The following is a 16,249-nucleotide window of genomic DNA, read 5'->3' as shown; positions in this document are numbered from 1 at the left end:
ATGACATGATGACCGCATACCCCAAGACTGCTGCGCTGATGGCACGCGGCGCGGAATTCCTCGGCACCGAACATGCGGTGCTATGCGGCGCGATGAGCTGGGTGTCCGAGCGCAATCTCGTGGCGGCGATCAGCAATGCCGGCGGGTTTGGTGTGATCGCCTGCGGGGCGATGACGCCCGAACTGCTCGACGCGGAAATCACCGCCACGGCAGCGCTGACGGCCAAGCCCTTCGGCGTCAACCTCATCACCATGCACCCGCGTCTGTTCGATCTGATCGAAGTCTGCGCGCGGCACAATGTCAGCCATGTCGTGCTCGCGGGCGGCATTCCGCCCAAGGGCGCGGTCGAGGCGATCAAGGCGTTTGGCGCCAAGGTACTGGTCTTCGCGCCGACGCTGGCGCTGGCGAAGAAGCTGTTCCGCTCGGGCGCCGATGCGCTGGTGATCGAAGGGTCCGAAGCCGGCGGGCATATCGGCCCGGTTTCGACTTCGGTGCTGGCGCAGGAGTTCCTCCCCGCGCTCGCCAAGGATCACGTGGTGTTCGTGGCGGGCGGGATCGGCCGGGGCGAAATGATCGCGAGCTATCTGGAAATGGGCGCGAGCGGGGTGCAGCTGGGCACCCGCTTTGCCTGCGCCACCGAATCCATTGCGCACCCCGCGTTCAAGGCGGCGTTCTTCCGCGCCAATGCGCGCGATGCCGTCACCAGCGTGCAGATCGATCCGCGCCTGCCGGTGATCCCGGTGCGCGCCCTGCGCAACAAGGGCAGCGAGGAATTCAACGCCAAGCAGATCGAAGTCGCGCGGCGGCTTGATGAAGGCGTGGTCGACATGGGAGAGGCACAGCTCGAGATCGAGCACTTCTGGGCGGGCGCACTGCGCCGCGCGGTGATCGACGGCGATGTCGAACGCGGTTCGGTCATGGCCGGTCAATCGGTCGGCATGGTGACGAAGGAAGAACCAGTCGCCGCGATCATGGCTGAACTGATGGGCGATTGCGAAGCCGCGCTCACGACGCGCTGATCTGCTGCGCTGACACCCAAGCGAGGGCATGTTAGCCTTGCTCAGGCCTGTCCAGGGACACAACGGTCAACGGAGCTTGCGCCATGGACCTGACATCGATTCGTTCAACCGGGGCCAGCGCGGCGCGCGTCGATGTCGTCATCGTGGCCGAGGGATATACCGCGGCTGAGCGGAGCAAGTTCCTCTCCGATGCCAACGCCTTCACCACGTACATGCTGTCTACTGCCAACAAGACGCTGAACGATCCGTTCGCGACGTATGGTGCGCTGGTGAATGCCAGCGCGGTGTTCGTTGCTTCCAGTCAGGCTGGTTACGATACCGACACGACCACGGTGAACACCGCGTTCGATGCGCGCGCCTATGGCAGCGATGGGCGGCTGGTCTATGGCAACGAAAGCAAGGTCTATTCGGCGCTGTCCGCGCTGAAGGGCGATGCGCGCGATATCGTGGTCGTGCTGATCAATTCCTCGAAATACGGCGGTGCAGGCGGTTCGATTGCCTGGGCGACGGCAGGCAATCCCTATTCCTATGAAGTTGCGCTGCACGAGATCGGCCACAGCTTTGCCGGGTTGCAGGATGAATATGCCGATCCGGCGCTGGTGGAGACTTTTCCGCTCGGCGGCTTGAACAGCGTGCATGTCGCCACCACCAGTGATCCGGCGAAAGTGCCGTGGAAGGACTGGATCGGCTTCACTGACGGCCTTGGCACGGTGGGGGCTTACGAAGGCGGCTATTATCGTTCGACCGGCGTGTGGCGCGCGACGGAAACGTCGAAGATGCTCTCTCTCGACACCGCGTTCAGCGCGCCGGAGAAGGAAGCGTTCATCGACCGGTTCTATGCCGTGACCAGCGGATTGGTCACGTTGCCCGGCCAGAAGGTGCTGACCACCGCCCTCGCTGCAACGCCGAACAACGCGCTGTTTGCCTTTTCCTGGACCCTGAACGGCAAGGCGGCGGGACGCGGTTCGGGTGCACTCGATCTCAGGGATGCCATCAGGGCTGCGGCAGACGGGCCCGTCACGCTCGACATCGGCGTGACGATCCGGGATGCGACCGGGATGGTGCGCAAGGCCGATGTGCTGGCGAACAGCCGCGAGACGGCGACCGGCGAGCTGGTGCTGACCAAGACGACGCTGGATGCAGCACACACTACATTCTCCTCCGATTTTGCGGGCAACCAATATGTCGCTGGGACAGGCCTTGCCGATTCCATCAGTCTTCTTGCTGGCGGCACGCCGGGCACGCTCACGTGGGTTGAGGCGGGTGACGGCCGGGATGAAGTCGTCGGCGGGTTCGGAGATGACGTGCTGGACGGCGGGGCAGGGAGCGACCGGCTTGCTGGCCTGTTGGGCAATGACTTGCTGCTGGGGGGGGCTGGTGCCGATACGCTGATTGGCGGCGCCGGTGCCGATCGGCTCGAGGGCGGTGCGGGTAGCGATGTCCTGATTGGCGGGCTTGGGCGCGACATCCTTGTTGGCGGCTTCGGCAAGGACCGCTTCGAATTCCGCGATGGCACTTTCGGCGGCGCAACAATTGGCGCAGCGGATATCATTCAGGGCTGGGATGTGGGGGACCGCATCGATCTGGCCAGGGTCGACGCGGATTTTCGCAGCGCTGCCGCGGCGGCGGGCAACCAGGCGTTCGTCTTCATCGGCACCGCGGCCTTCAACACCGCCGACAGCACGATCGGCGAACTGCGCTATGAGACGAGTGCGAAAGGCGTGTTCGTCTATGGCGACCAGAACGGCGACGGGGTCGCCGATTTCATGATCCGGGTGGAAGGCACCCCCACCCTGACGGCGGCGGATTTCATCCTCTGACCTCGGCTCAGTACTCCAGCTCGACGTCCCAGTAGAGCCAATCGCGCCAGCTTTCGTGCAAGTGGCCCGGCGGGAAGAGCCGCCCGCGTTCCTGCAAGTGCCAAGAGGTTGGCCGGATCGGTTCGGTGATGAGCCGCATGGCGGCCTGCGCCGGGGTGCGGCCGCCCTTGCGCATGTTGCACGGTGCACAGGCGGCCACGACGTTTTCCCAGGTCGTGCGCCCGCCAAGGCGGCGCGGCACCACGTGATCGAACGTCAGCTGGTCCGGGCAGCCGCAGTACTGGCACTGGAACTTGTCGCGCAGGAACAGGTTGAAGCGCGTGAAGGCGGGAAACTCGCTCGGCTTCACATATTGGCGCAGCGCGATGACTGAAGGAATCTTCATGTCGAGCGAGGCGCTGTGCACTTCGCGGTCATAGGTCGCGACAATGTCGACGCGTTCGAGGAACACCGCCTTGATCGCGGTCTGCCAGGGCCAGAGGCTTAGCGGATAGTAGCTGAGCGGGGTGTAATCGGCATTGAGCACCAGCGCCGGGCAATTCGAGAGATGGCGATCATGGCCAAGAACGGTGGTTTCACCCCCGTGGGGGCTGCCACTATGGGGCCTGGCCTCAGCCGCCCGCTCGATCAGCGCCCTGTGAAGCATGCTCCCGTTCGGCCCTTTCGCATGGTCGCGCACGGCCTCATCCCCGAAAGGACGGCAAGGCGCCGGTCGGGAGCGATGTGAGGGATGCGGATGACCGCTTCGTGACGCATGCACGGAAAAGAACACAGGCGCGTCTCACCCGTCAAGAGGCCGCGCGCGGTCCTGTCCACAGGTGCACAGACCTGCGGACAGGATGGGGGTAACCCGGGATAAACGCAATGATTACAGGCGGGTGACTACTTGGTGTAGGCCTTCACCAGTTCATAGAGATAGGCGCGGCCAGTCATCAGCGACTTGATTTCGATCCGTTCGTTGAGGCCGTGGATGCCGTTCATGTCCGGGTTGAGCCAGCTGCCGGGCACACCGTAGGTCGGGATGCCCACGGCGGCGAGGAAGATCCCGTCGGTCGCGCCGGTCGACATCGTCGGCACCAGCGGCGTTTCGGGGAAATATTTTGCCGCCAGCTTTTCCATCGGGCCGATGATCGCCGGGTCCAGCGGCGGCGTCTTGGCCAGCGGGCGCATCGGCGGCACCGGGGTGACCGTCACGCCTGCATCGGCGACGACGGCCTGCAGTTCCTGCTGCACTTCATCAATCGAATGGCCGGGGAAGATGCGGCAGTTGACGTTGGCCCCGGCGCGCTGCGGCAGCGCGTTGTTGGCATGGCCGCCATCGATCAGCGTGGCGACGCAGGTGGTGCGCAGCATCGAATGGAACGTGCGGTCGGTGTTGAGCATGGCCTCTGCCGTGCTGTCTGCAGGATTGGCGGCAATCGCCTGCATTGCCTTGCCCATGTCGTCGGTGCGCTGGGCGCCGGCCTTGGCGAAGAACGCGCGGGTCGTGTCCGAAAGCTCGATCTTGAAATCGTGGTTCTGCAGCTTCACCAGCGCGGCGGCGAGTTGATAGATCGCGTTATCACGCACCGGGATCGAGCTGTGGCCGCCGGGGTTGCGGGTTTCCAGCCGATAGTTCTGCACGCCCTTTTCGCCGACCTGGATGGTCTCGACGACCAGCTTGCCGCCTTCTGAAACGCCCTTCGCATCGGTGCGCCCGCCGCCGCCTTCATTGAGCGCGAAAGCCGCGTCGATCAGATCGCGCTTGTTGTTCGCCAGCCATTCGGCGCCGTTGAACGCATACGTCGTTTCCTCGCCGCAGGTGAGCGCGAGCTTGAGCGTGCGCTTCGGCTTGAAGCCCTCCTGCTTAAAGCGGATCAGCGTATCGACCCAGCTGGCCGCCATCGCCTTGTCGTCCACCGTGCCGCGCGCATAGAGGTAGCCGTCTTCCTCGATCAGCGTGAAGGGATCACGCACCCAGTCCTCGCGCTTGGCTTCCACCACATCGAGGTGAGCGAGCAGCAGGATCGGCTTTGCGGTTTTCGAGGTGGCGCTGTTCGTTCCCGGCATGACTGCCACGAGGCCGCCTTCCTTGGGCTTTTCCGGCGTTGCGAAGATCGTCAGCTGATCGTCGGTGAAGCCCGCGGTCTTGAGCCGGGCGGCCATGCGCTCGGCCGCCAGCGTGCAGCTGCCGGACGAGAGCGTCGTGTTGGTCTCGACCAGTTCCTTGTAGAGGCTGCGGAATTCCGCTTCGCCGCCATAAGGATCGCCCTTGGCCGCAGGCGCTGCAAGAGCGCTGGAAGTGAGCATCGTCGTGCTCAGAGCGGCGGCGCAGATCGCACTGGTCAACAGCTTGCGCATGGCAGGAAAAGTCCTTTGCATGGGATAACATGCACGCGTTTCAGCACGATTGCGCATGGTTCGCCAGCCCCTCTCGGTTCGGCGCGTGAAACGGGGCTTTCCCTTGTGCAAAACGGGCCGGATTCGCTTGGGAAAAGCCCCGCGAATGCCTATGTCCGCAAGATGGCCAGTACGAACGAAAACATCCCCAACGCCAACGAATATGGCGCCGATTCCATCAAGGTCCTGCGCGGGCTCGATGCCGTGCGAAAGCGCCCCGGCATGTACATCGGCGATACCGACGATGGCTCGGGCCTGCACCACATGGTGTTCGAGGTTTCGGACAACGCGATCGACGAGGCACTGGCCGGGCATTGCGATCTGGTGCTGATCGAACTGAACCCCGATGGCTCGGTTTCGGTCGAGGATAACGGGCGCGGCATTCCCACCGGCATCCACGCCGAGGAAGGCGTTTCCGCCGCCGAAGTGATCATGACCCAGCTCCACGCGGGCGGGAAGTTCGAGAACACCAGCGACGACAACGCCTACAAGGTTTCCGGCGGGCTCCACGGCGTCGGCGTTTCGGTGGTCAATGCGCTTTCGGAATGGCTCGAACTCACGATCTGGCGCGACGGCCAAGAGCACTGGATGCGCTTCGAGCACGGCGATGCGGTCGCCCCGCTCAAGGTCACCGGGCCGGCACCAGCGGACGGCAAAGGCGGGGTCAAGAAGGGCACCCGCGTGACCTTCGCCGCCAGCCACGACACCTTCAAGAACGTGCTGGAGTTCGATTTCGACAAGCTGCAGCACCGCTACCGCGAACTGGCGTTCCTCAATTCGGGTGTGCGCATCCTGCTGCGCGACAAGCGCCACGAGGAAGTGGCCGAGCACGATCTCTACTACGTCGGCGGGATCGGCGCGTTCGTGCAGTACCTCGATCGCAACAAGCAGCCGCTGATGCCCGAGCCGATCGCCATTTCGGCAAGCCGCGACGGCGTGGGCATCGATGTCGCGCTCGAATGGAACGACAGCTATTACGAGAACGTCCTCGCCTTCACCAACAACATCCCCCAGCGCGATGGCGGCACGCACCTCGCCGCGTTCCGCGCGGCGCTGACGCGCACGCTGAACGGCTATGCGGATCGTTCGGGGATGCTGAAGAAGGAGAAGGTTTCGCTCACGGGCGACGACATGCGCGAGGGGCTGACCGCGATTGTTTCGGTGAAGCTGCCCGACCCCAAGTTCTCCTCGCAGACCAAGGACAAGCTGGTCAGCTCCGAAGTGCGCCAGCCGCTCGAAAGCCTGATGGCCGACAAGATGAGCGAATGGCTGGAGGAAAACCCTGCACACGCCCGCGCCGTGATCCAGAAGGTGATCGATGCCGCTGCCGCGCGCGAAGCCGCCAAGAAGGCGCGCGAACTTACCCGGCGCAAGGGCGCGATGGATATCGCCAGCCTGCCCGGCAAGCTGGCGGATTGCCAGGAGCGCGATCCCGCCAAGTGCGAACTGTTCCTCGTCGAGGGCGATTCGGCAGGCGGTTCGGCCAAGCAGGGGCGTGATCGGCACTTCCAGGCGATCCTGCCGCTCAAGGGCAAGATCCTCAACGTGGAGCGCGCGCGGTTCGACCGGATCATCGGCTCGAAGGAAGTCGGCACCCTCATTCAGGCGATGGGCACCGGGATCCGCGACGAGTTCAATCTCGGCAAGCTGCGCTATCACAAGATCGTGATCATGACCGACGCCGACGTCGACGGCGCGCATATCCGCACACTGCTGCTCACGTTCTTCCACCGCCAGATGCCCGAAATCATCCGCGAAGGGCACCTCTTCATCGCCCAGCCGCCGCTCTACAAAGTGGCCAAGGGCCGCAGCGAGGTCTATCTCAAGGATGGCCCGGCGCTGGATCGCTACCTTGTCGACGCCGGACTCGCGGGCCGCATGCTGGAGACGGCAGGCGGCGCGCGCAGCGGGGCGGACCTCGCGGGTCTCGTCGAGCATGCGCTGCGGCTGCGCAATCTCATGGCCTTCGCGCCGAAGCGCTATGACCCCGCGATCATCGAGGCGCTGGCGCTGGCTGGAGCGCTCGAGCCAGACATGACGCCTGCCGCGCGCGAGGCCGCGCTGGCCGCGAGCGTGCGCTGGCTCGACCGGGGCGACCGCGAGGCGCGCTGGGTGGCCGAAGTCAGCCCGGAAGGCGGCTACGACATCAAGCGGGTGTGGCGCGGCGTGACCGACCAGCACCCCATCGAAGCCGGTTTCCTCGCCAGCGCCGAAGCGCGCAAGCTCGCCCGCCTCGCCGGAGAGCAAGCCGAAGTCTATGCCGTGCCCGCCAAGCTGGTGCGCAGCGGCGGGGCGGCGGCGGCAGAGCCGGAGCCTGAAGCGGTGGTGGCGGACGAGCCGGAGGCCGAAGCCGAGGCCGCTCCCGCAGCCCCCGTGCGCGCGGCAGCGAAGGAAGGCGCAGGGATCACCCGCCCGTCCGAACTCCTCGCGCAAGTGCTGGCGGCGGGCCGCAAGGGCCTCTCGATCTCGCGCTACAAGGGCCTTGGCGAAATGAACGCCGATCAGCTCTGGGAAACGACGCTCGATCCCTCGCAGCGCTCGCTGCTGCAGGTGAAGGTGGAAGACGCCGACGTGACCGACGAGATCTTCACGCGCCTGATGGGCGACGTGGTCGAACCGCGCCGCGATTTCATTCAGGAAAACGCGCTCAACGTGGCGAACCTGGACGTCTGATGGCTGGGGCTACTCTCGCCGAAATCCCGTGGGATCAGGCGGCCACGATGATCGACCTCGAAGGCCGCGTGCCGATCATCGGCACGATCCGCGAATGCGCGCTGCACTTCACGCTCTACAAACCGCACGCGCGGGAAAATGCCCGCCTGCTGCTGACGGTGCCGGTGCACCGCGAGGGGCGGGCGACGCGGACGTGGCTGCTGGAGCCTGCGGAAATCGCGGTGCTGGCGGCGCTGCTCAAGGAAGAGGAATAGCACTGCACCCCGGGCGCTGGGCGGGGTTTGAAACGCGGCTTTAATTTGCGTGTGCCAGTCTCCCGCCGATGGAACTCTACTTCCTTATTGCCGGGCAGGCGCTGTGCCTTTTCAGCCTCTGGGTGCTGGCGCGCCGTGATCTTGTGCGGCTGACGCGGCCCTCGCTGCGGGTGGAGGCCGTGGTCACCGGCTTTCGCTCGACCTGGGAAGACGGCAGCCGCAGCTATGCGCCGGTTTACCGATTCACCAGCGCGGGCGGAGAGCATGAGGTGGTGGAAGCGCTTTATCGCGGCGCGCAGACCCCGCCGGTGGGGACCGTGGTCCCTCTGCACTATCCTGCGGGCCGACCCGATCTGGCGCATGTGCCCCGGCCGCTGCTGTGGTTGATGGTCTATGCGCTGCTGACAGGGCTGGAGGCCGTGCTCTTCGCGGTCATGATGGGGTGGCTGGACGGCTGAGGGTGCGGCGCTGTTGGATTTGACGGCACGGCGGCGCGGGCAGTGGACAAGGCAAGTGGATCGCGCGGCCGGTGCGGCGCCGTTTGAGGGCGCTGCGGGAAGGACGTCGCAGTGCTGCATCGCTGGCGAATGGCTGGAAGGGGCAGGGTCCGATCCAGCTCGACCTTATCGGGACCAGACCCGGATGCCGGGGGCGGCTCGCGTGCCAGCCGGCAACCTGCTTTGCGGGGCGGAAGCCTGCGCGAAGCGTGGGCAGTGATCCACGGTGCGCGGCATCTGCCGGGCGAGGCCTTGGGACGACGTCCCGCCTTCAACCCGCAGCCCGCACCGACCGCGTTGGCCTTTGGCGCGGACGCCGCTGGCCAGAAGAGCGGGGGGAAGGCTGGCCGTGCCTGCTCCCGATCCGGGGAGACGTTTAACCTATATGGTTTATTTTGTCAAGGTCGCTGGTTTGCTGATTGAGCGCGATCCCAGTAGGAACTAAATGGCCAATTTAGTCTGCCCGAATAACGCGCAGACCTACTTAGCTTGCCCTTTCCACTTTCGAATCCTCGCAGGCAGAACAAAAAGATACTCCCCAAGGGATTCCGCAAACTGTATTATTTGATCAACCTGCTCAATCGTGGAGCCAAAATAATCCTCATCAGCGTGACGCGGATCGTTTGCACTTAAACGTATTTCATGAGCCCAGTCGCGCATCTCTGAGGTAAACAAACCATCTTGCGAGGCTTTTTCAATTCTTGAATACAAAGACCCGTCCTTGTATCCCTTTTCCTTTAGCATCCAGTCGATCGCAGACGCTGCTAACATAATGGCCCCATCTGGAGCATGTCTCGAATCTAGGGCTTGCTGTAAATAATTGCGAGCACGCACTGGGATGTCGTCGGAAGCTCGTTTCGCTTCTGGAAAGCACCGAAAGATCTCTAATGAGGTCACCTGGCCTGCCGAGTTGAGCTTTGAACGCGCCGTATAGCCTTCAAACAAAGTGCATTTTCTGCATTGTGAGCATTGACCTAGTATTGTGTACCAAAGGATGTTAACGTCTGCAGAAAGTAACACATCACAATTCTGCTTCGTTATAAGAGGATTGGCAACGCCACACTGAGGGCAGCGTTCCAATTCTAAGATCACATTCCTTTCAAGGCGCACTGTTTCGGAGTTCCTATTGCCAAGCAAAAGATTTAGGTATCACTCCGCCGCGATCCCTGCCGCTGAGAACATGTCGGCCTCAGCCTCTTCCACCAGCTCGTTCGCCGGGTCGGCTGACTTTGCCTTGCGGCGGCTGTCGAAGCTGGACCACACGGTATTCCAATCGCCGCGGGTGGCGGCCTTGGAGTATTCGGTGGCGCGGGTTTCGAAGAAGTTGGCGTGCTCGACGCCGTTGAGCAGCGGGGTGAGCCAGGGGAGGGGGTGTTCCTCGATCATGTAGATCGGCTGGAAGCCCAGCTGGCCGAGGCGCCAATCGGCGATGTAGCGGATGTACTTCTTGATTTCCTTCGGGCTCATGCCCGGGACGGGGCCTTGTTCGAACGCCAGGTCGATGAAGGCGTCCTCGAGGCGGACGGTCTTCTGGCAGCAATCGATGATGTCTTCCTTCACCGCCTTCGTCAGGCAGCCGCGTTCCTGCACGAAGGCATGGAACAGCTTGGTGATGCCTTCGCAGTGGAGCGATTCGTCGCGCACCGACCACGAGACGATCTGGCCCATGCCCTTCATCTTGTTGAAGCGCGGGAAGTTCATCAGCATCGCGAAGCTGGCGAAGAGCTGGAGGCCTTCGGTGAAGCCGCCGAACATCGCGAGGGTGCGGGCGATGTCTTCATCGGAATCGACGCCGAACTGCTGCAGGTAATCGTGCTTGGCGCGCATTTCCTCGTATTCGAGGAACATCGCGTATTCGCTTTCGGGCATGCCGATCGTGTCGAGCAAGTGCGAGTAGGCGGCGATGTGCACCGTCTCCATGTTGGAGAAGGCGGCGAGCATCATCTTGACCTCGGTCGGCTTGAACACGCGGCCGTACTTGTCGTGGTAGCAATCCTGCACCTCGACGTCGGCCTGGGTGAAGAAGCGGAAGATCTGGGTGAGCAGGTTGCGCTCGTGGTCCGAGATCTTCTGCGCCCAATCGCGGCAGTCTTCGCCCAAGGGCACTTCCTCGGGCATCCAGTGGATCTGCTGCTGGCGCTTCCAGAAGTCGTAGGCCCAGGGATATTCGAAGGGCTTGTAGGAGCTGCGGGCTTCAAGAAGGGACATGGGGCGTTACCTGCTGGGAGAATGATGGGAAGATAGGCGCGGGAAGGCCCGCGCGGAAGGTGTCCGCGCGGGTTGAAGGCTGAGCGGTGGCGGGTTTTCCACCACCCCGGAGGACAGGGCTGGCGGCTACTTCCAGAACCAGCGCGGGGTGAGCTTGCGCTCCGCCCGATTGCGCCACATCTGGATGTAGAGCCACAGGCCCGAGAAGCTGAAGAAGATCATCGCGAAGCCCGAGAGCGTGCCGATCACCACGCCTGCGGGTCCGAAGCTCTCGCCCGAATGGAGATGGTGCAGCAGCCCAATAACCGCGCGCGGATCGCCCGGCTTGGGTTTCGGACGGCATAGGTAGTCCGGTGGGCAGACGAAGGCTGGCTGCGCTTGCGCGGCGGCGGCAGGCTTCTTGTCCTCGCCCCCCGCCAGAAGCGGCACGATCTGGCTGAGTGTGCCGGTGACGGCGATCCACAGCAGGAAGACGCCGAAGAACACCGAGATCCAGCGATGAAACTTGCGCACGAAGATGTCCCTTTTGCAATTGCGAATTACTCGCAAGCGTAGCCGACCTGACGCGTTCAGGGCAAGCGGGGGCCTTGTCGCGGATTGTATCCGTGCCGGGCAAGCCGCAATGTGTGGCTGATTGTATCACGCGGTGCAGCCCAGCTACGAACATGGCTTCGATCTCTAACGGGGATGCAGGGCGCATCCCCGGTGCTTCATGGCAAACTCACTGCCAAACTCACTGGCAGGCAAGGCATTCCTCGTAGTCGGTGGGCTGGGCGGCCAGTTCCATCACTGGCGCGGCGGCGGTGTTGTCTGCCTCCACCCCGCCGGCGAACCCGGCGCGCTGCACCGACTTGGAGCGCAGGTAGTAGAGCGACTTGATGCCCTTTTCCCACGCCTGGAAGTGCAGCATCATGAGATCCCACTTGTCGACGTCGGCCGGGATGTAGAGGTTCAGCGACTGCGCCTGATCGATATAGGGCGTGCGGTCAGCCGCGAATTCGAGCAGCCAGCGCTGGTCGATCTCGAAGCTGGTCTTGTAGACGGCCTTTTCCTCAGGGCTGAGGAAATCGAGGTGCTGGACGGAACCGCCGCGTTCGAGGATCGAGTTCCACACATTGGTAGAATCCTTGGATTTCGATTGCAGCAGCTTTTCGAGATAGGGGTTCTTCACCACGAAGCTGCCCGAGAGCGTCTTGTGGGTGTAGATGTTCGCCGGGATCGGCTCGATGCAGGCAGACGTGCCGCCGCAGATGATCGAGATCGACGCGGTGGGGGCAATCGCCATCTTGCAGCTGAAGCGCTGCATCACGCCCATGTCTGCGGCATCGGGGCAGGGGCCGCGTTCCTGCGCGAGCATCAGCGAGGCTTCGTCCGCCTTCGCAGCGATGTGGCGGAACATCTTGAGGTTCCACGCCTTGGCCATCGCGGTTTCGAAGCCGATGCCCTTCAATTGCAGGAACGAGTGAAAGCCCATCACGCCCATGCCAACCGAGCGTTCGCGCATGGCGGAATACTTGGCACGGGCCATCTCGTCCGGCGCGCGGTCGATATAGTCCTGCAGCACGTTGTCGAGGAAGCGCAGCACGTCTTCGATGAACAGGCGGTCGCCCTGCCATTCGTCCCAGGTTTCGAGATTGAGCGAGGACAGGCAGCACACGGCGGTGCGATCGTTGCCGAGGTGGTCGCGGCCGGTGGGCAGCGTGATTTCCGAGCAGAGGTTCGAGGTCGAAACCTTGAGGCCCAGATCGCGGTGATGCTTGGGCATCGTGCGGTTCACCGTGTCGTTGAACACGATGTAGGGCTCACCCGTGGCGAGGCGGGTTTCGACGAGCTTCTGGAACAGCGAACGCGCATCGACGGTGCCGCGCACCGAGCCGTCCTTGGGGCTGCGCAAGTGGAATTCAGTGCCATCGCGCACCGCTTCCATGAATTCGTCCGTCAAGAGCACGCCGTGGTGGAGGTTGAGCGCCTTGCGGTTGAAATCGCCCGAGGGCTTGCGGATTTCGAGGAACTCCTCGATTTCCGGGTGCGACACATCGAGGTAGCAGGCCGCCGAACCACGGCGCAGCGAGCCCTGCGAAATCGCGAGGGTCAGGCTGTCCATCACGCGGACGAAGGGGATGATGCCGCTGGTCTTGCCGTTGAGGCCAACGCTCTCGCCGATGCCGCGTACCTGGCCCCAATACGTGCCGATGCCGCCGCCCCGGCTGGCGAGCCAGACGTTCTCGTTCCACGTGCCGACGATGCCTTCGAGGCTGTCCGACACCGAGTTCAGGTAGCACGAGATGGGCAGACCGCGCCCGGTGCCGCCGTTCGAAAGGACGGGGGTGGCAGGCATGAACCACAGCTTCGAGATGTAGTCATAGAGCCGCTGCGCGTGATCCTGATCGTCGGCATAGGCATCGGCCACGCGCGCGAAGAGATCCTGATAGCGTTCGCCGGGCAGGAGATAGCGGTCGTCGAGCGTGTCCTTGCCGAAATCGGTCAGCAGGGCGTCGCGCGCATGATCGGTGACGATGGTGAAGCGGCGCGCGTTGATCGTCTTGGAATCGGGCGCAGGCTTGACCGCTGCGGCCAGCGCACCGGCTGCGCCTGCGGCCATTGCCGCAACGAGTGCCTCGCTGCCCTTGTCATCCGCGCTCATGCCAATCGCCTTTTCGTTTCCGCTTGCGGGGGCCGCGCTATCGGCGAGGCTGAGCTCGCTCTGGCCGTCATGCTCCGCAACGTTGTCACCAGTCCTGAAATCCACGCGGACAGTCCCCTGTTCCATCTGTCGCGCCCGCCCGGAAAGTCCGAATCGGAACGCGAAATCCATCATACGCCGCGCGGAACAAAAGGAGAATATAAATCCCCCACATCGCCCGCACCGGCACCAAGGTCCCAGGGTCAAGACCAGCGGCGGCGGCAAGACAGCCACCGTTGCCACGAGCGAAACGCCCGTTGCTGCTCTGAACTAGGTTTAGAGGTTCCCCCTGGACCCGACCACTACCTATAGTGCCTCAACCGGAATCAGACACAAGAGGGTAAACACTGCATTATCGATTCGGCTCGTCGCATGTACGATTCGTTTCGTCGTCATGACAGTCATGCTGCAGTGCAGCGACGCGCGGCCAAACGGGCGTTTCAAGCCCCAATCTGCATGGCGGCAAATAATTCTGGCGGCGCCTGCTGATCTTGTGGACAAAACCCTGTCCAGACCCGGCGGTGATTTAGCCCCGCGATTATCCACTGGCGCGTGGGGCATGGCGCGCGATATGCCCGGGCAGGCAGGCAGGCAGGCAGGCAGGCAGGCAGTGGGAGCAATCGCGTTGTTCAAGCTTATCTCGATTCTTGTGAGCGGTTTGTTGGTCGGCCTTGCGGCGCGCTACCTCTATCCCGGCAGTGTGCCCATGGGGCTGGGGCGGACGATCCTGCTGGGCATTGCCGGCTCGCTGGTGGCCGGGCTGGCGGCGGGCTGGGGCAGCAAGGATGGCGGCGTGAGCCGGGCAGGGTGTCTCGCGTCAATCCTCGGCGCGATGGTGGTGATCTTCATCGGGCGGCATTTGTAGGGGAAGCAGGGGTGCTGCGCCGCAGGCCTTGTCGTCGCATCGCTATCAGCACCACATGGCCGATCTAGCGCGCAACCAATCCCTGGGATGCAAGGGCAATGGCCCTTGCTCGCCGGAGGCATAAAACGCCCGCCGGATCAGTTCGGCACCAGCACCGTATCGCGCGCTGCGGGCTGGGTCTGCGGGTAGTCTTCGGTGAAGTGCAGGCCGCGGCTCTCACGGCGGGCGCGGGCGCTTTTTACGATGAGTTCGGCGGTTTGCAGCAGGTTGCGCAGTTCGATCAGGTCTGCGGTCACGCGGAAGTTGCCGTAGTACTCGTTGACCTCGGTCTTGAGCAGCTTGATCCGGTGCGCCGCGCGTTCGAGGCGCTTGTTGGTGCGCACGATGCCCACGTAGTTCCACATGAAGCGGCGCAGTTCGGTCCAGTTCTGCTTGATCACCACTTCCTCGTCGGAATCCGAGACGCGGCTTTCGTCCCATGCCCTGAGCGCGGGGGGCGCGGCGAAGCTGTCCCACCGGGCGAGGATGTCGCTGCCGGCGGCATCGCCGAACACGAAGCATTCGAGCAGGCTGTTGGAGGCGAGGCGGTTCGCGCCGTGAAGCCCGCTTTCGGAGCATTCGCCGACCGCATAGAGCCCTTCGAGATCGGTGCGGCCCGCCAGATCGATCAGCACGCCGCCGCAGGTATAGTGCTGCGCGGGGACGACCGGGATCGGCTCCTTCGTCATGTCGATGCCGAGGCCCATCAGGCGCTCGTAGATATTGGGGAAGTGGCCGCGGACGAACTCCGGGTCCTTGTGGCTGATATCGAGGTGCACGTAGTCGAGCCCGAGGCGCTTGATCTCATGATCGATGGCGCGCGCCACGATATCGCGCGGGGCCAGTTCTTCACGCGGATCGAAGCGCGGCATAAAGCGTTCGCCGCCGCCGGGGACGCCGGGGGGCAGCTTGAGGTGCCCGCCCTCGCCGCGCACCGCCTCGGTGATGAGGAAGTTCTTGACCTCGAGGTTGTAAAGGCAGGTCGGATGGAACTGCATGAATTCCATGTTGGAGACGCGGCAGCCCGCGCGCCAGGCCATGGCGATACCGTCTCCGGTGGCGCCGCGCGGGGCGGTGCTGAAAAGATAGGTGCGGCCCGCGCCGCCGGTGGCGAGGATCGTGGCGCGCGCGGCGAAGCATTCGACGCGCCCGGTGGAGGCATCGAGGGCGTAGGCGCCCCAGACCCGCTCACCGCCAGCGCCACGCCCGCCGCCATCCGCGCGGTGCCGGTCCGTGACCAGGTCGATGGCGACCATGTCCGGGCGCAGGGTGATATTGGGGTGGGCCTTCGCGGCGGCGATGAGCGCCTGCTGCACGGCCCAGCCGGTGGCATCATCGACATGCACGATGCGGCGGTGCGAGTGCCCGCCTTCGCGCGTGAGGTGCAGCGCGCCGGATTCGGCGTTGAACGGCACGCCCAGCTGTTCGAGCCGGCGGATCGCTTGCGGTGCGTTCTCGACCACGAACTCCACCGTCTCGCGCCGGTTGAGCCCGGCGCCCGCGACCATGGTATCGCGGATGTGGTCATCGAAGGTATCGCCTTCATCGAGCACGGCGGCGATGCCGCCTTGCGCCCAGGCGGTGGAGCCGCCATCGAGCGCGCCCTTGGCCAGCACGAGCACGCGGCAGCGTTCGGCCAGCACCAGCGCGGCGGTGAGCCCGGCGGCGCCGGAGCCGATGATCAGCACATCGGGGCTGGATGGGTCAGCGGCGGTCATGACCCGGCCCGCGGCGTAACAGGAAGAGGTTCGATCACCCCTCTCCCTTGCCCGTCTGCGCCGGGTTTGGGAAGCCTGATGCGGGCCGTGCAAA

The 16,249-nt window shown here is 64.0% G+C and carries 13 protein-coding genes; 6 read left to right on the top strand and 7 right to left on the bottom strand.

Annotated elements, in window-relative coordinates; translation table 11 throughout:
- Positions 1–8: 8 nt before the first annotated feature.
- Both CFE35_RS16200 and CFE35_RS16195 read left to right on the top strand, forming a co-directional pair.
- Positions 9–1,019, top strand: coding sequence for a nitronate monooxygenase (locus tag CFE35_RS16200; RefSeq protein ID WP_292932072.1), 1,011 nt, complete (start codon positions 9–11; stop codon positions 1,017–1,019).
- A gap of 83 nt (positions 1,020–1,102) precedes the next feature.
- Positions 1,103–2,839 carry a M64 family metallopeptidase gene (locus CFE35_RS16195; RefSeq protein WP_292932071.1) on the top strand — a complete coding sequence of 579 codons (1,737 nt, stop codon included), beginning with the start codon at positions 1,103–1,105 and terminating at the stop codon, positions 2,837–2,839.
- A 7-nt stretch (positions 2,840–2,846) separates the two neighbouring features.
- Here CFE35_RS16195 and CFE35_RS16190 read toward each other — a convergent pair whose 3' ends face one another.
- Both CFE35_RS16190 and CFE35_RS16185 read right to left on the bottom strand, forming a co-directional pair.
- Positions 2,847–3,485, bottom strand: coding sequence for an HNH endonuclease (locus CFE35_RS16190; RefSeq protein ID WP_292932070.1), 639 nt, complete (start codon positions 3,483–3,485; stop codon positions 2,847–2,849).
- 236 nt (positions 3,486–3,721) lie between these two features.
- Positions 3,722–5,179, bottom strand: a complete 1,458-nt coding sequence (locus tag CFE35_RS16185; protein ID WP_292932069.1) for a M20/M25/M40 family metallo-hydrolase — start codon at positions 5,177–5,179, stop codon at positions 3,722–3,724.
- A gap of 162 nt (positions 5,180–5,341) precedes the next feature.
- Between CFE35_RS16185 and gyrB the strand changes: the two genes are divergently transcribed.
- The 3 genes from gyrB to CFE35_RS16170 all read left to right on the top strand — a co-directional run bounded on the left by gyrB (position 5,342) and on the right by CFE35_RS16170 (position 8,603).
- Positions 5,342–7,891 carry a DNA topoisomerase (ATP-hydrolyzing) subunit B gene (gyrB, locus tag CFE35_RS16180; protein ID WP_292932068.1) on the top strand — a complete coding sequence of 850 codons (2,550 nt, stop codon included), beginning with the start codon at positions 5,342–5,344 and terminating at the stop codon, positions 7,889–7,891.
- Positions 7,891–8,145 carry a hypothetical protein gene (locus CFE35_RS16175; protein ID WP_292932067.1) on the top strand — a complete coding sequence of 85 codons (255 nt, stop codon included), beginning with the start codon at positions 7,891–7,893 and terminating at the stop codon, positions 8,143–8,145. Before gyrB ends, CFE35_RS16175 begins: the two co-directional genes overlap by 1 nt.
- 68 nt (positions 8,146–8,213) lie before the next feature.
- The gene (locus CFE35_RS16170; protein ID WP_292932065.1) at positions 8,214–8,603 is read left to right on the top strand and encodes a DUF3592 domain-containing protein; all 390 of its coding nucleotides are present in this window, start codon (positions 8,214–8,216) and stop codon (positions 8,601–8,603) included.
- A gap of 519 nt (positions 8,604–9,122) precedes the next feature.
- Here the strand turns inward: CFE35_RS16170 and CFE35_RS16165 are convergent.
- The 4 genes from CFE35_RS16165 to CFE35_RS16150 all read right to left on the bottom strand — a co-directional run bounded on the left by CFE35_RS16165 (position 9,123) and on the right by CFE35_RS16150 (position 13,599).
- Positions 9,123–9,662, bottom strand: coding sequence for a DUF4145 domain-containing protein (locus CFE35_RS16165; RefSeq protein ID WP_292932063.1), 540 nt, complete (start codon positions 9,660–9,662; stop codon positions 9,123–9,125).
- A 129-nt stretch (positions 9,663–9,791) separates the two neighbouring features.
- Positions 9,792–10,850 carry a ribonucleotide-diphosphate reductase subunit beta gene (locus tag CFE35_RS16160; RefSeq protein ID WP_292932062.1) on the bottom strand — a complete coding sequence of 353 codons (1,059 nt, stop codon included), beginning with the start codon at positions 10,848–10,850 and terminating at the stop codon, positions 9,792–9,794.
- 126 nt (positions 10,851–10,976) lie between these two features.
- Positions 10,977–11,363 (bottom strand): PepSY domain-containing protein, encoded by a 387-nt coding sequence (locus CFE35_RS16155; protein ID WP_292932061.1) that lies wholly within the window; start codon positions 11,361–11,363, stop codon positions 10,977–10,979.
- 220 nt (positions 11,364–11,583) lie between these two features.
- Positions 11,584–13,599, bottom strand: coding sequence for a ribonucleoside-diphosphate reductase subunit alpha (locus CFE35_RS16150; protein ID WP_292932060.1), 2,016 nt, complete (start codon positions 13,597–13,599; stop codon positions 11,584–11,586).
- A gap of 559 nt (positions 13,600–14,158) precedes the next feature.
- Between CFE35_RS16150 and CFE35_RS16145 the strand changes: the two genes are divergently transcribed.
- Entirely contained in the window at positions 14,159–14,398 is a 240-nt protein-coding gene (locus CFE35_RS16145; protein WP_292932058.1) for a GlsB/YeaQ/YmgE family stress response membrane protein, read from the top strand.
- Positions 14,399–14,535: 137 nt separating this feature from the next.
- Here the strand turns inward: CFE35_RS16145 and nadB are convergent, their stop codons facing one another.
- Entirely contained in the window at positions 14,536–16,155 is a 1,620-nt protein-coding gene (gene nadB / locus CFE35_RS16140) for an L-aspartate oxidase (protein WP_292932056.1), read from the bottom strand.
- Positions 16,156–16,249: the final 94 nt, after the last annotated feature.

It is taken from the genome of Novosphingobium sp. PASSN1 (assembly GCF_002278815.1).
This window is presented reverse-complemented; position numbering and strand designations above follow the sequence as displayed.

What these genes read in the sequence shown, in the direction of transcription:
- CFE35_RS16200 (WP_292932072.1), top strand. Translation starts at nt 9, where the DNA reads ATGACCGCATACCCCAAGACTGCTGCGCTGATGGCACGCGGCGCGGAA.
- CFE35_RS16185 (WP_292932069.1), bottom strand. Translation starts at nt 5,179, where the DNA reads ATGCGCAAGCTGTTGACCAGTGCGATCTGCGCCGCCGCTCTGAGCACG.
- nadB (WP_292932056.1), bottom strand. Translation starts at nt 16,155, where the DNA reads ATGACCGCCGCTGACCCATCCAGCCCCGATGTGCTGATCATCGGCTCC.
- CFE35_RS16170 (WP_292932065.1), top strand. Translation starts at nt 8,214, where the DNA reads ATGGAACTCTACTTCCTTATTGCCGGGCAGGCGCTGTGCCTTTTCAGC.
- CFE35_RS16160 (WP_292932062.1), bottom strand. Translation starts at nt 10,850, where the DNA reads ATGTCCCTTCTTGAAGCCCGCAGCTCCTACAAGCCCTTCGAATATCCC.
- CFE35_RS16190 (WP_292932070.1), bottom strand. Translation starts at nt 3,485, where the DNA reads ATGCTTCACAGGGCGCTGATCGAGCGGGCGGCTGAGGCCAGGCCCCAT.
- CFE35_RS16175 (WP_292932067.1), top strand. Translation starts at nt 7,891, where the DNA reads ATGGCTGGGGCTACTCTCGCCGAAATCCCGTGGGATCAGGCGGCCACG.
- gyrB (WP_292932068.1), top strand. Translation starts at nt 5,342, where the DNA reads ATGGCCAGTACGAACGAAAACATCCCCAACGCCAACGAATATGGCGCC.
- CFE35_RS16195 (WP_292932071.1), top strand. Translation starts at nt 1,103, where the DNA reads ATGGACCTGACATCGATTCGTTCAACCGGGGCCAGCGCGGCGCGCGTC.